The sequence below is a fragment of the Agrobacterium sp. B1(2019) genome, assembly GCF_008274755.1.
Classification (GTDB): Bacteria; Pseudomonadota; Alphaproteobacteria; order Rhizobiales; family Rhizobiaceae; genus Agrobacterium; species Agrobacterium salinitolerans.
Genome location: NZ_VTPB01000004.1, coordinates 152,603 through 167,628, shown reverse-complemented (window position 1 = coordinate 167,628; position 15,026 = coordinate 152,603). Strand labels below are relative to the sequence as shown.

Annotated in this window: 11 protein-coding genes; all 11 read left to right on the top strand. The window is 62.5% G+C overall.

Annotation, left to right across the window (positions count from 1 at the left end):
• Nucleotides 1–34: 34 nt before the first annotated feature.
• Genes tssB through tagF form a run of 11 tightly spaced genes read left to right on the top strand, consistent with a single transcriptional unit; the run spans nucleotide 35 to nucleotide 15,018 of the window.
• Nucleotides 35–2,770, top strand: coding sequence for a type VI secretion system contractile sheath small subunit (gene tssB / locus AGR1_RS24890; RefSeq protein WP_149148674.1), 2,736 nt, complete (start codon nucleotides 35–37; stop codon nucleotides 2,768–2,770).
• Nucleotides 2,770–3,066 (top strand): hypothetical protein, encoded by a 297-nt coding sequence (locus AGR1_RS24885; RefSeq protein WP_149148673.1) that lies wholly within the window; start codon nucleotides 2,770–2,772, stop codon nucleotides 3,064–3,066. Before tssB ends, AGR1_RS24885 begins: the two co-directional genes overlap by 1 nt.
• A 22-nt stretch (nucleotides 3,067–3,088) precedes the next feature.
• A complete protein-coding gene (gene tssI / locus AGR1_RS24880; RefSeq protein WP_149148672.1) occupies nucleotides 3,089–5,215 on the top strand; it encodes a type VI secretion system tip protein TssI/VgrG in 2,127 nt (708 codons plus the stop codon).
• A gap of 11 nt (nucleotides 5,216–5,226) precedes the next feature.
• Nucleotides 5,227–5,856, top strand: a complete 630-nt coding sequence (locus tag AGR1_RS24875; protein ID WP_149148671.1) for a hypothetical protein — start codon at nucleotides 5,227–5,229, stop codon at nucleotides 5,854–5,856.
• Nucleotides 5,853–6,143: a PAAR domain-containing protein gene (locus AGR1_RS24870; protein ID WP_149148670.1), complete on the top strand. Its 291-nt coding sequence runs from the start codon at nucleotides 5,853–5,855 to the stop codon at nucleotides 6,141–6,143. Before AGR1_RS24875 ends, AGR1_RS24870 begins: the two co-directional genes overlap by 4 nt.
• Before the next feature lie 4 nt (nucleotides 6,144–6,147).
• Nucleotides 6,148–7,605: a type VI secretion system-associated FHA domain protein TagH gene (gene tagH, locus AGR1_RS24865; RefSeq protein WP_149148669.1), complete on the top strand. Its 1,458-nt coding sequence runs from the start codon at nucleotides 6,148–6,150 to the stop codon at nucleotides 7,603–7,605.
• Between the two features lie 12 nt (nucleotides 7,606–7,617).
• A complete protein-coding gene (gene tssJ, locus AGR1_RS24860; RefSeq protein ID WP_149148668.1) occupies nucleotides 7,618–8,043 on the top strand; it encodes a type VI secretion system lipoprotein TssJ in 426 nt (141 codons plus the stop codon).
• Between the two features lie 28 nt (nucleotides 8,044–8,071).
• Nucleotides 8,072–9,406, top strand: a complete 1,335-nt coding sequence (gene tssK, locus AGR1_RS24855) for a type VI secretion system baseplate subunit TssK (protein WP_149148667.1) — start codon at nucleotides 8,072–8,074, stop codon at nucleotides 9,404–9,406.
• A gap of 24 nt (nucleotides 9,407–9,430) precedes the next feature.
• Nucleotides 9,431–10,765 (top strand): type VI secretion system protein TssL, long form, encoded by a 1,335-nt coding sequence (gene tssL, locus AGR1_RS24850; protein WP_149148666.1) that lies wholly within the window; start codon nucleotides 9,431–9,433, stop codon nucleotides 10,763–10,765.
• A gap of 3 nt (nucleotides 10,766–10,768) precedes the next feature.
• Complete coding sequence (tssM, locus tag AGR1_RS24845) at nucleotides 10,769–14,356, top strand: type VI secretion system membrane subunit TssM (protein WP_149148665.1); 3,588 nt, start codon at nucleotides 10,769–10,771, stop codon at nucleotides 14,354–14,356.
• Nucleotides 14,338–15,018 (top strand): type VI secretion system-associated protein TagF, encoded by a 681-nt coding sequence (tagF, locus tag AGR1_RS24840; protein WP_149148664.1) that lies wholly within the window; start codon nucleotides 14,338–14,340, stop codon nucleotides 15,016–15,018. Before tssM ends, tagF begins: the two co-directional genes overlap by 19 nt.
• The last annotated feature ends 8 nt before the right edge of the window (nucleotides 15,019–15,026 follow it).

The window sequence follows — 15,026 nt, the reverse complement described above, 5'->3', positions numbered from 1 at the left end:
CCCGCCCGATTGTCAGGTTTTCGGGGAAGGTTCGATGTCAAAAAGCGGTCAGAAATTCGTCGCGCGGAATCGAGCGCCGCGCGTTCAGATCGAATATGACGTGGAGGTGTACGGCGCTGAAAAGTCCGTGCAGCTGCCATTCGTCATGGGCGTGATGGCCGATCTCTCCGGCAATTCGGCCGACCCGCTGCCAGCGGTCGCCGATCGCAAGTTCCTGGAAATCGACGTCGACAATTTCGACGAACGGATGAAGGCGATCCGTCCGCGCGCCGCCTTTCACGTGCCCAACATGCTGACGGGCGAAGGCAATCTCTCCATCGACCTGACCTTCGAACGTCTGGAGGACTTTTCCCCGGCGGCAATCGCAAAGAACGTGGAACCGCTGCGCAAGCTTCTCGAGGCACGCACAAAGCTCAGCCATCTCGTGACCTATATGGACGGCAAGACCGGAGCGGAGGATCTGATCGCAAAACTGATCTCCGATCCCGCAACGCTTGTCGCACTGACCGGACTTTCCGGTCCATCGGACAATCCATCCGAGGATCGCTTGACTGCACTGGAAAGCCTGCGGGCTGCGGTCGCAACCACCGAAGAGCCATCCGGGCGCGACGATGTGGATGCGATCCTGAACTCCCTTCGTACGACACCGGTTGCGGAAGCGACGGACGAAAGTGCGGCCATCACATCGGTGCTGAACCGGGTGAAGCCTGACACTGCTGACGGCGCAGAGGCGCTTGAACCGGTGGAGCACGACGATCTGGATGCGCTGTTGAGCAAACTCGGCGACGACATCGCCGAGATATCGGACGCAGAGCCGGACAATGACATCTACACCCTTTTGCAAGACCTCGAGGCTGGCGACGATGACACCTTGGCAAAGCCGGACGGTCTTGATGCCCTGCTGGGTGGGCTCGACGCAGAAGCACGAGACGAAGAAGAGGCCATCAAAACCGACACGGATGACGCGCTGTCCAGCCTGCTCGCCGGCCTCGGCGATGACGAGACGGAAGAACCCACGGATATCGAACAACCGACGGCGATCCTGTCGCCCTTCGGCACCCTGACGGTTCAACGGCCCGCCGAGCTCGATTTGCCACGGTCAAAATTCCGCATCGCGCTTCTCGGCGATTTTTCCGGTCGCGCAGCACGCGGGATCATCGAGATCGGCGACGATCTTGCCGCTCGCAAGCCGATCCGTTTCGACGTCGACAGCATTGATGCGGTGATTGCCCGCTTCGCCACGACGCTTGTCCTGCCGATCGGCGCGGACGGCGCAGGCGTTGAAGTGACACTGAGGACCCTCGACGACCTGCACCCCGATGCGCTTTACGACAATGTTGCACTGTTTGAGGAACTCGCCGGCCTTCGCCAGCGTGTCGCCCAGGGCGATCCGCGGGCCATGGCCGAGTTGCAGGGTTTTGCCGGCATCCACGCAGACTTCACCCCTTCGTCGCGCAAGCGTGCCAAGGGCAGCGCCGTACCGGCCGATCGCAAGCTCGGCGATTTCCGTTCGCTCATCGGCGACAGCGAGGGTCGTCTGGTTGAGGCCAGCCCCGCATCGGAACTGATCGCCCGGATCGTCGGCCCTTATGTTCACGCCGCTCGCGATCCTGCTGAGGACACCATGCTCGCCGCCATCGACGCGGCGCTTTCCGGCGCGATGCGTGCCATTCTCCATCACCCGGATTTTCAGGCGGTCGAGGCCACCTGGCGCAGCCTTGAGCTTCTGGCGCGGCAGATCGAGACCGGCCCGAACCTTGAGATCGTGCTCTACGACGTTTCCGCCGAGGAATGGGCGGCGGACCTCTCGGCCCGGAACGACCTGTCGGAAAGCGGGTTGTTCCGCATGCTGGCCGGGGAGCCCAGGCTCGATGACCGGCAGGGACCGCTATCCGCCGTGTTCGGTCTCTACACGCTGGAAGAAGCCCCGCCGCATGCCGAACTTCTGGCGCGCATGTCGAAAATATCCGCCTGGATGAACGCGCCCTTCGTGGCGGCGATCTCCCCGCAATTTCTGGAAACGCGCAAGCATGATCGCCATCCGCTCGTCGCCAGGACCTGGGATGATCTGCGCGCGCTACCCGAAGCGGCACATGTCGGCCTCGTATCGCCGCGCTTCCTGCTGCGCTTGCCCTATGGCCGACGGACCGAGCCGGTCGAACCGTTCGATTTTGAAGAATTCACACTGCGCAGTGGTCTCAAGGGCATGCTGTGGGCCAATCCGGTCATCCTTTCGGCCGTTCTCATGGCCGCCACGGTGACCCGCATGGGCAAGACGATGCGGCTCGGCGAGATCATGTCGCTCGGTGACATCCCGATGCATGTGATGACCGATCAGCACGGAGACCAGATCGCACTGCCCTGCACCGAGCGGCTGCTGGACACGGGCGGCGCGGCCGAGGTGGTGGCGCGCGGTTTCATGCCTGTTCTGTCCGTCAAGGGGCGCACGGAAATCCGCCAGGGCTCGTTCCAGTCGCTTGGTGGCGCCATGCTGGCCGGACCCTGGGCAGGCACGCCAACCCGTGCGGCGCGCATGGATGATACCATCATCTCGTTTGCCGCTGCCCCATTGGCGGCAACCGGTTCGAATGATGGCGCCCAACCCGACTCCAATCTCGATCTCGATCTTGAACTTGATCTCGATACCGGAACCGCTTCCGACGACGGCACCAGCCTTGACGATCTGCTTGCCCAGTTTTCGGAAGAGAGCGGCGGATCGACGGATGCCGAACTCGACCCCGAACTTGCAGCCCTTCTGGAGAGCCTGTGATGCAACATATTGAAACCAACCAGGAAGACGATGGCGACGAAGGCATCCTTCTCGTCGAGGTGGAGCAATCCTTCATGCTGCTGGATGGCGAAGCGCATCTCTCCGCCATGATGAGCAACGAAAAACCCTATCCCAAGCCGGTTCGCTGCCTCAGCCTGTCCTCAATGGCAGCGTTGGAAGACCTCTTGCCGGAAGGCATCAGCCCCGGCGCATTGTGGTCCATCCATCCCGCCATCGTTGCGCGCCTGAAAGAGAACGACGAGCTCGTTGCCGTCGAGCTTGCCCCGACGAACTGAGCGCGCGCAAAGGAAACCGTCAATGGCCAGCAACACCATTCTGGAAGGACGCCAGGTCCGCCTCGATCTTCCCAACGGCCTCAAGGGCTTCCTGATGAGGGCCGAGGTCGAGGAAGGCCTGAGCCGGATCACGGAAACGACGATCGAGTTCATGTCATCGGATATCGACCTTGACCTGCAAAAGGTCGTCGGCGAGCGCCTGCGGCTGGAAATCGACGCGCCGAAGGACAAGGTCCGCTATTTTCAGGGCCGCTGCGTCTCTGCCGAATATCTGGGTTCCCATGCCGGGCGCGGTTATTTTCGCGCCCAAGTGCGGCCGTGGCTTTGGTTCCTGACGCTGACCTCGAACTGCCGGATATTCCAGGACAAGTCGGTGATCGACGTGATCAAGGAAATCTTCGGCCAGCATGGCTTTTCCGACTTCCGCAACACCACCAAGCACCCCTACCCCAAGCGCAATTACTGTGTTCAGTACCACGAGACCGATTTTGCCTTTGTCTCCCGGCTGATGGAGGAAGAGGGCATCTATTATTATTTCACCCACGAGAAATCCAAGGAAACCCTGGTTCTCGCCGACGAAGCAAGCGCCCACAAGGACGTCGAGGATGGCGCCGAGATCGCGTTCCATTTCCGCGAATCCCAATATCGCCGGAAAGAGGATCACGTCTTCGAATGGCGCGGCTGCGAAAGCATTCGCACGGGCAAGGTCACCCTGCAGGACTACGATTTCGAAAAGCCGAAATCCGACCTGAAATCGGTGAAGGCACTGCCGAAGGGCAAACATGCCTACAAGTCCTACGAGATCTATGAGTATCCGGGTCGCCACGCCAACATCCGCGACGGCGAGCATCATGCGCGCGTCAAGGTGGAGGGTTTAGCCGCCCAGGCCCAGCGTTCCCACGGCATCAGCAATGTCCGCCAAATGGCCGCCGGAAACAAATTCAAGCTCACGAAACATCCGCGCAAGGCAGAAAACAGCGAATATCTCGTCATTCACGCCCGCCACCAACTGCAGATCGACGCAGATGTCGAAGACCGCGAATTCATCGATGCGATCCTTGGCCCGACTCTGGATTTCGACAGTGACAACAGCAGCGACATCTATCGCTGCATCTTCGAAGTTCAGCCGGTCGGCATGGCATTTCGAGCCCCTCAGATCACGCCGCGCCCGACCCATTCCGGCCTGCAGACCGCTGTCGTCGTCGGAAAGCCGGGCGAGGAAATCTGGACTGACCAGTATGGCCGCGTCAAAGTCCAGTTCCATTGGGATCGGCTGGGGCGGCGAGACGACATGTCGTCCTGCTGGATTCGCACCGCCGTGCCGTGGAGCGGCAAGGGCTGGGGCATGGTCGGCGTACCACGCATCGGCCAGGAGGTGGTCGTCCAATTCGAGGAAGGTGATCTCGACCGTCCGCTGATTACCGGCATGGTCTATAACGGCGATACGAGATTGCCCTACCCCCTGCCCGCCAACCAGACGCAGGTTGGATTGAAAACCAACAGTTCCAAGGGCGGCGGCGGCTTTAACGAACTCGTCTTCGATGACAAGCGTGACGCGGAGCTGGTGCGTTTCCAGGCCGAACGCGACTACACGCAGATCGTCAAGAACAATGCCGAGATCACCGTCGGCCTGGAGCATCAAATGGGTGGCGCCTTGCGCCAGACCATTCACGGCGACAAGACCGAAACCATTCGCGAGGGCAACCACAGCTTCACCGTCGCCAAGGGCGAGGAGGCCATCTCGATCGCGCAAAAGCGCACCACCGACATTGGCAATGACGACAAGCTGACCGTCAGGGCTGACCAGGCCGTCGCCATCGCCGGGGTGAAGTCCGACGATATCGGCAAAAGCTACGACATAGATGTCGGCACGACTCTGAAAATCGCGGCAGGATCGAAGATCACGCTGGTCTGCGGCAGCTCGCAGATCGAGATGACGCCGGCAAAGATCACGATTTCCTCCACCCAGATCGAGGTCAAGGCCACCGCCACCGCCAAGGTGACGGCCGGTGGCCAGCTGACGATGGAAGGCCAGGGTCAGGCCTCGTTGAAGGGGGGCGCCATGCTGAAGCTTGAGGGCGGTGGCATGGCCCAGCTGAAATCCTCCGGCCTTCTGATCGCCAAGGGCGCGATGACGATGATCAACTGATGGGCACGGCAATGACAGACGGTTTTCCCTATCGCGAACTGAAGAAGCTGCCCGGCATTCCGGCGGCCAAAATCCTTGCGCAAGGCAATGTCGTGCTGCGCACGCGGCTGGAGGCTTCCGCCAGCGCCTCGGTCGCCGATGTTCTTGCGGAACTGGAGAAAAAGGGCGCGCTGATCGACATGCTGCAACTTCTCGCCCACAGCCTTCCGGCCCGCGAAGCGACGTGGTGGGCTTGCTTGTCGGCTCGCGATATCGTTCCTGAAGGTGCCACCATCCCCGCGCCCCTGAAAGCCGCCGAGGCGTGGGTCTATCAGCCCGGTGTCGAAAGCCGGACCCGTGCCCGCGAAGCGCTGGACGGCGCCGGAAACGAAGACGACACCGTTCTGTGCGCCATGGCAGCCAGCTTCGCCAATGGCACACTCGGCCCCGGCGAGCTTGAGGATTACCAGGCGCCGCCCGGCGCTGTGGGTAGCGCGGTGTTCGGCATGGCGCTCACCTCTTTGTTCCATGACGAAGAACAGGTCGAGACGCGCGGCCCTGTGCTTCTCGCCCGCGCGCTTGATATCGCCCGGGGTGGGAGCGGCAATGCGGGTGTCCGCGCAGCTGGCCAGGCCATGCCCGGCAGCGAGGCAACGCCATGACCCTGCCTGCCGCCCGTGTTGCCGACAATCATGTGTGCCCGATGTTGACGGGTATCGTCCCGCATGTGGGAGGCCCGATCGCCGTGCCCTGCCCGACCGTGCTGATCGGCAAGATGCCGGCGGCGACCGCGACCGCCATGGCCGTCTGCATCGGCCCGCCGGACATGATCGCCAAGGGCTCGACCAAAGTCCTGACCGGCAAGAAACCCCAGGCGCGACTCAGCGACACCTGCGCCCATGGCGGTGCAATCGTGATGGGTTGCGTCACAGTTCTGGTGGGAGGATAACACAATGGGTCTCACACTCCGTCTGATGTCGTCGGGCACGCTTCCCGACGGGCGCACCACGATCGACATGGCCAGTGGCGTGCTGACCATCGGCCGCGGCGAGGAAAACGATCTCGCCCTGCCGGATCCGGATCGCCAGCTGTCCAAGCGCCACTGCGTCGTTGAAGAACGCAATGGTGACTACGTCATCATCGACATCAGCACCAATGGCACGTTCCTCAACTACGGCACCGAGCGGCTTGGCTCGATCCCCACGCCACTCAACCACGGCGACGTGATCCAGCTCGGTTCGTTCGAATTGACCGTCGAAATCGCAGCCGCGGCGCATAATGCCCAGACCGCACAACCGCTGCCACCGGCCGAGGAAAGCGTGATCGCTCCCGCTGCATCCGCTGGCGCGCGGCCGGACCTGGGTCTGGATGACCTTCTGAGCGGCATGATAACGCCGGGCCGCGACCCGCTGGACGACCTGCTTGGCTCGGCCGCTCCGGTGGCCGGCACCCCGTCCTGGAACAGTAGCCCACTCCTCGGCAACCCGTTGCCAGCGGCAGCGCCCCCCGGTTCCGACAGTTTCCTCGGGGAGGCCTGTTGGCCGGCTCCGCAAGGTGCGAGCATATCCGACCACCGTCCAACGTCGCAGGACCATTTTGCCGCGCCAATCGTCCAGCCCTCAGCGATCCCGGACGACTGGGACGACTTGTTTGCGCCACCTCCACAGCAAGCCCCATCACAATCGGCTCCCCCCCCGGCGCCTCCCGCACCTGCGGCATTCGGTTCATCACCGGCCGCCCCGGCTTTTGCGCCGCCAGTGCCAGCAGGCTCCGTCAGCCTGACGCCGCCACACGTGGACACCGTTTCGCAGAGACCTGCGTCGCCGGTGACCAATGATCCGGCGGCACGGGCCTTTCTTGCAGGCGCGGGCGCGGGCCACCTGGATATCCCTGCCGCTGAACTTGAGGAGATCATGGGGCGGCTCGGTGGCGTCTTTGCAGCCATGGTCACCGGAATGCGGGAAATCCTGATGACGCGTGCCTCGATCAAGAGCGAGATGCGCATGGACCGCACCATGATCGGGTCGGGCGGCAACAATCCGCTGAAATTCTCGATCAGTCCGGAACAGGCTATTGAGGCGATGATCCGCCCCACGGTACGCGGCTATCTCGATGCCGACGCGGCCACGGCCGAAGCGCTGAACGACATTCGTGCCCATGAAGTCGCGATGATGTCCGGCATGCAGGCGGCATTGAAGGATCTTTTGCAGCGCCTCGGCCCCGATCAGCTCTCGACCCGCATCGAGTCTGGAACGAGCCTCGGCAATTTGCTGGGCAACAAGAAGGCTCGTTACTGGGAAGCCTACGAAAAGATGTACGCCCAGATCGCGAAGGAGACCGAAGACGACTTCCAGTCCGCCTTCGGTCGCGAATTCGCCAAGGCCTACCAAGCCCAACTTCAAAAACTCTAGAAGGAACAGACCATGTCCCTCACACGCACGCTACTCGCGCTTGCAAGTTTCCTCGTCCTTTTCGGCTGTGTCGCATCGGGGCCGGCAACAACGACCGTCCAGCTCTCCATAGCCGGCACCGATGACATGAACGGCGGCGCGCCAGCCAAGGTCAAGGTTTATTATCTTACCTCGAGCGGAACCTTCCGCACCTCGGATTTCTTCGCGGTCTTCAACTCACCCCAAGCCACTCTTGGCTCCGACCTGATCGCCGTCGACGAGTTCCAGCTGGCGCCGGGCCGCATCGTCAACAACACGCGCAGCTTCCCGACGGCACCCGCCGCGATTGGCGTGGTTGGTGCCTTCCGCGACATCAATGGCGCGAAGTTCCTCGATGTCCGCCCGTTTAGCAACAATATCCGGATCGTCGTCTTCGGCAAATCCGTTTCGATCCGCTGAACCGGCCGACTGAAGGAGTAACACAAGCGTGTCCTGGGAAAACAAGGTCGTATGGCAGGAGGGTCTGTTCCTCCAGCCCCACCACTTCCAGCAGCATGACAGATATGTCGAGGCTCTGGTCGCCGGTATCGCTTCGGCTATCGCACCCTATGCCTGGGGTGTGAGGACGCTGACGCTCGACGAAGAATTGCTGAAGCTGGGCAAGATTGCCGTGAAATCCTGCACCGGCCTGACGCCCGACGGCACGACATTCCGGATTCCGCTCACCGACGACCACCCTCCCGCGCTGGACGTTCCTGCCTGCGTCAAGAATTCCGTCGTCTATCTAGCCATCCCGATCCGCCGAGAGGGCGTGGCTGAGGTCGACATGACCGGGGCGACGCAATCGGCAGCGCGGTTCAGACCCGACGAGATCGAGGTGACAGACAGCATGGGTCGCGACAACAGGGCCGTGCGCATGGCGATTGCCCGGTTGCGCCTGCAATTCGCAATCGATCTTGATGATCTGTCAGACCAGATCGTCATTCCGATCGCCCGTATCATCGAAGTGCGTCAGGACCGCGAGATCATCCTCGACCGCGCATTCATTGCCACCTGCACCGATGCCCGTGCCGCGCCGCCCCTGCATGACTTCCTGCGGGAGCTGGAAGGTCTGCTGAGCCATCGCGCCGAGGCGCTGGCCGGACGCCTTAACCAGAACGGTGCGGCGAAGGGCGTCGCCGAGATCACCGACTTCCTGCTGCTTCTGTCCGTCAACAAGGCGCTGCCGGCGATCCGCCATCTCGTCTCGATCGAGAATGCACATCCGCAGGTGATTTTCCAGGCGCTGGCATCACTGGCTGGCGAGATCGCGACATTCATGACGCCCGAGAAACTGTCGCCGCAGTTTCCGATTTACCAGCATCACGACCTGACCAATGTCTTCCAGCCGGTGTTCCGGGCACTGCGGCAATATCTCAGTGCTGTTCTGGAGCAAAATGCGGTCCGGATCCCGATCGAGCCACGCAAATACGGCGTGTCGGTGGCGCTGATCAGCGACAAGCGGCTACTGTCATCGGCCACGTTCGTGCTCGCCGCCAAGGCCGCCGTTCCACCGGAGGCCGTCCGGCGGCACTTCCCCACCCAGGCCAAGCTCGGTCCCGTCGAGGATATCCGCCAGCTGGTCAATTCGGCATTGCCGGGTGTCGCGTTGCGTCCGCTGCCAGTGGCACCACGCCAGGTGCCCTATCATGCCGGTGTCGTCTACTTCGAGCTCGATACGACAAGCCCGTCATGGAAGCAGATGACGACGTCGGGTGGTCTGGCCGTGCATGTCTCCGGTGACTTTCCCGATCTCGAAATGGAACTCTGGGCCATCCGCTGAACCCCATCCCCAAAGGAGCAACCCATGAACCGTGACGACCCCTTCGCCGAACCGTTCGACACGGACAAGACGGTCATCAGGCCCAATCCGGCCGGCCGCCGACCTGCGGCCGCGCCCGCGTCCACGCCTGTGTCCACGAGCACGGATGTCCAGGACGTGCCGGTCGGCGCCGGTTTGACCGGCCTGAACCCACTCAACGCCGCCGCCTCAACCCTGTTCTCGCTGGTCGCCCGCATCCGCAACCGCGCGCAACATTCCGATCCCACCGCCTTGCGCGACAGCGTCGTCGCCGAAATTCGCACATTCGAGAATGCCGCCGTGCAGGCCGGGGTGCCGGCCCAGACAGTGGTCGCGGCCCGCTACGCGATTTGTGCGACGATAGATGACGTCGTGCTGAACACACCCTGGGGTGGCCAGAGCGTCTGGGCGCTGCAGAGCATGGTCGGCACGTTCCACAAGGAGACCCATGGCGGCGACCGCTTCTATGAACTGCTGTCACGCTTCGAGGCAGCTCCCTCGCAAAACCGCGACATGCTGGAATTCCTCTATGTCTGCCTGAGCCTCGGCTTCGAGGGCCGCCTGCGCGTCGCCCAGCGCGGGGCCGAAAAACATCTGGAAATCCGCGATGGTCTTGCACGGCTGATCCGCACCCATCGTGGTCCGGTGGAGCCCGATCTGTCCATCCGATGGAGGGGCGCCGATATTGCCCACCGCATGCTGTCCGCCTGGACACCCGTCTGGACCACCGCAGGCATGACACTTGTGATGACCTGCCTGATATTCTTCGGTTTTTCCTTTGCATTGGGTGGCGACACCAACCGGCTAAGCGGGCTCATCACCGCGCTCGACGTCAACGGGCCGGTCGAACTCTCGCGCCCGGCACCGCCGCCGCCGCCAGCCCCTCCTGCACCACAGGAGATTTCAACCGTCGAGGCCGTCTCCTCCTTTCTGGCACCCGAGATCGCACAGGGGCTGCTCTCTGTGGCCAGCAGCGGCAACACGCTGACGATCCGGATTGCGGGCAACGGCATGTTCCCGTCCGGCTCGGACCAGCTCGAGCCGCGCTTTGGCGACATCATGGACCGGGTATCCAAGGCCCTGAACGATGAGGAAGGTCGCATCATTGTTGCGGGTCACTCTGACAATGTTCCGATTAAATCTGCCCGCTTCGCCTCCAATCTCCAGCTTTCCCTGTCCAGGGCCCAATCCGTTATGGCCCGGATTTCCGGCACGCTGACCGACAAGGGGCGCATCTCGTCCGAGGGACGCGCCGACAAGGAACCACTGGCGTCGAACGACACGGCCGAGGGTCGTGCCACCAATCGCCGCATCGAAGTCATTCTAGTGAAGGCAGGCTGAGCCATGTTTCGCACCATCCGCTTCCACCTCCTCAGCCCGATCGGGGTGCTGATCCTTTTCAGCGTTGTCCTGGCTGTCACCATCTGGCTGCTTGGTCCGCTTCTGGCGATCGGTGATGTCCGCCCATTCGACAAGCCGACCAACCGGCTGATCACGATTGCCGGCCTTGCTGCCATCACGATTATCGCTGTTCTCGTCATCCTGCTGCGCCGCCGCTCGCAGGATCGCCAGATGACCAATGGAATCGCCAGCAATGCCGCGTCCCCTTCGGCGGAAGCCGATGATGGCGCCGTCGCGGCCGAGCTTTCAGACATGCGCAAGCGCATGACCGAGGCGCTCGGCTTCCTGCGCAAATCCAAGCTCGGCGGTCGTTTCGGCTCGCGTTATCTCTACCAGCTGCCCTGGTACATCATCATCGGCCCGCCAGGTGCGGGCAAGACGACGGCCATCGTCAATTCGGGCCTGCAGTTCCCGCTCGCCGAGCGCATGGGAAAGAGCGCAATCGGCGGGGTTGGCGGCACCCGCAATTGCGACTGGTGGTTCACCAACGAGGCGGTGCTGCTCGACACGGCCGGTCGATACACCACCCAAGACAGCAACCGCGATGCCGACGCCAAAGCCTGGACCGGTTTTCTCGACATGCTGAAAAAACACCGGCGCCGCCAGCCGATCAACGGGGCGATGGTTGCCATCAGTCTGTCCGACCTGTCGCTGCTGAACGATCAGGAAAGGCGCGCCCATTCCCAGGCGATACGCTCACGTCTGCTGGAACTGCGCGAGCGGCTCGGCGTGCGCTTTCCGGTCTATATCCTGTTCACCAAGGCCGACCTGATCGCCGGTTTCCAGGAATTTTTCGACAACCTCGGATCCGACGAGCGCGAACAGGTATGGGGCTTCACCCTGCCCTATGACAAGGACGCGCAGGCCACAGACAAGCCGCTTGCCTCGTTCAACTCCGAATTCGACGCGCTGCTGTCGCAACTCGCCAATCGCAGCCTGGAGCGGATGCAGGCCGAGACAGACTATCAGCGCCGCAGCCTCATCGCCGGCTTCCCGGCGCAGATCGCCTCGCTTCGCGGTGTCGCCGAAAGCTTCCTCGGCGACATCTTCCACGGCAGCCGCTTCGAGGACAACCAGTTCCTGCGCGGCGTCTACTTCACCTCCGGCACCCAGGAAGGCACCCCGATCGACCGGCTGATGATGGGCATGGCCCGGACCTTCGGCATCGGCCGACAGGCCATCGGAACCGGTCGCGGCCAGGGACGCAGCTACTTCCTCACACGGTTGATGAACAGCGTGATCTTCCGTGAGGCCGGGCTGGTCTCGAGCAACGACGCGGTCGAGAGGCGCTATCGCTGGGTCAAGCGCGGCGCCATTGCCGCCAGCATCCTGGCATTGTTCGGGGCCACCGCGGTCTGGACCAACAGCTTTGTCGGCAATCTTGCCCTGATTTCAGGCGCCAGCGCCCAGGTCGATGAATTCCGCAAGCTGGCCAGCGCCATTCCCGGAAACTCGATTGCCGACGCCGATCTGCCATCGATCATTCCGGCCCTCAATCTCCTGCGCGACCTGCCCGGCAATCCCGCTGCGAGCGATCCCGAGCCGCCCATCGAACTAACGTTCGGCCTCTACCAGGGTGACGCGATTGGCACCGAATCCGCGCAGACCTATCGCGGCGCGCTCAACAGCATGATGCTGCCCCGCCTGATTTTCCGCCTGGAAGAGCAGTTGCAGACCAATATCAACAATCCCGAATTTCTGTTCGAGGCGCTCAAGGTCTATCAGATGCTGGGCCTGCAAGGCCCGATGGACGCCGACACCGTTCGGCAATGGATGCAGATCGACTGGGCAATCGCGTTCAAGGGACAGGACGAGGTGCAGCAGGAATTGCTCGATCATCTGAATGAGCTGGTCAACCAGCCGATGCGCAAGATCGGCCTTAACGGTCCGCTGGTCGAACAGATCCAGCTGCTGCTGGCCGAGACACCGGTTGCCGAACGGGTCTATCGCAGCATCGTCAAGGCCCCTGCCGCAGCCGCACTCGAGCCTTTCCGCCTTACGGATGTCGGCGGCCCTGCCGTGTCGCGCGTCATGCTGCGTCCCTCCGGCAAACCGCTCAGCGCCGGCGTGGAAGGCGTCTATACGCGCAATGGCTTCTACACGTATTTCCTGCCGTCGATCGACACGATTTCGGATCGCGTCCAATTCGAAAACCTGGTCCTCGGTCCGCATGCGGAAGACCTGACGCCGGAAACCACGGCCCGACTTGGCAAGGATATCCTCGCTCTATACGAGAACGACTATGTCGCCAGATATGACGAGCTTCTTGCCGATGTCGATATCATCCCGATGGAAAATCTCGGCCAGGCGACACAGGTCACCAACATTCTCTCGGGACCGACATCGCCAATCCGCAACGTGCTGGAGGCAGTCAGCAAGGAGACTAAGTTGACCGGTCTGCCCGGTGCGGACGCGGTAGCGGGCAGCGCGATCTCCGCCGTCACCGACCTGGCGCGTGGTGAGGCCATTTCCAAGCTCGATGCCGGCGGACAGCAAATTGTCGAGGCGCTGAGTTTGGTCGTGCCGACCAATGTTCAGGAGGAGGCACCCGGCCGCTTCGTCGAGGATCGCTTCAGCACCCTGCACGCGCTTGTAGCCCGCGCCGATGGAGCGCAATCCGAACTGGACAAGATCATCCAGCGCATGGCGGATGTCTTTGGTGAGCTCAACCGGCTGGCACTCGGCCAGGGGTCCGGCGCCGCAGTCGCTGCCCAGGGGTCCGGCGCCGTGGCCGACCTGCAGGCCGCCATCACGCTCCTGCCCAATCCGCTGCAGCGTTGGGCCTCCCAGATCGTGACGGCCTCGTCGGGCGCCGCCGTGGGTGGGGCACGCGCCGATATCAACGCCAAATGGCAAGGCCAGGTGCTGCCCTTCTGCACACGCGCAATCGACGGCCGATATCCGTTCAATCGCCAGGGCAAGGCCGATGTCGCCCTTCAGGACTTCGGCCGGCTGTTCGCGCCGAATGGACTGATCGACAGGTTTTTCAACGACAACATGCTGCAATTCGTCGATACGACCTCCAATCCCTGGCGGTTGAAGCGGGTGAACGGCGTCGATATTGGCATATCCGACGCGGTCATTGCGCAATTCCAGAAGGCATCGGAAATCCGCGACAGCTTCTTCGTGGCGCCCGGCCTGCCGTCGTTCACCTTCGACGTTACCCCGGTCGCGCTCGACCCCAATGTCGAGCAGGTCGTGGTCGAGATTGAGGGGCAGCCCGTCACCTATGCCCATGGGCCACCGGAGGTCACCCCTCTCACCTGGCCCGGCCAGAACAGTGGACGCACGCGGGTCGCATTTTCCCCTGCGCGCACCGATGTCGAAAACGCCATCCAGCGTGACGGCCCCTGGTCCTGGTTCCGGCTTCTCGACACCGCCGAATTGCGGCGGACCAACGTTTCGGATCGCAATCGCGTGGTGTTCAATCTCGGCGGCAGGATCGCGATCTTTCAGCTGAGAGCCGGTTCCGCGCTCAATCCGTTCACGAGTTCGGCAATCACCAGCTTCAAATGCCCGAGCTCGCTGTGATGGAAGCCACACTGAACTTTGGCTGGTACGGGAAAGTGCCCTGCGTCGGCGATTTCATCCGCTCCAGCCTCTCGCCACATTTTGTCGGCGCCTGGGATGTGTGGATGCAGACATTTCTGGTGACGGGTCGGGAGGCGCTGGATGAGCGTTGGCGGGATTGCTATTTCAGCGCCCCGATCTGGCGTTTCGCCTTTTCTGCCGGAATGACGGGACCACGGACAGCCGCCGGCATCGTGATGCCAAGCATCGACCGGGTCGGTCGTCAGTATCCGCTGTGTCTGGCGGTGGAACTGGATCTTCCGGTGTGGTCCGCCTACCGGGCGCTCGAGCCGATTTTCGCACCGCTGGAAGACGCTGCACTCGCCATGCTTGAGGATGGCGCCTCGCTGCCCATGCTCAATGACAGGCTGGCCGCTCTTCCGCCCCCTTTGGCAACAGCCTTGCCGCGGTCCGGCACAATCGGTTCGGCCAGGGCGATTGTCGCCGATGACAGCGCCGATTTCGCGCTCGCATCGCTTGCCATACAGGAGCCGGCTTCCATTTTCATCTCGTCTGTCGCGGGCAGCAACCGCCTGCTTGTGACAGGACAATTGCCATCGGGTCCTGAAGAGGCGTCAGCGTTTTTCGACCTTCACAGCCCCCGTTGGGGTTTCCACGCCTGAGCCGACGG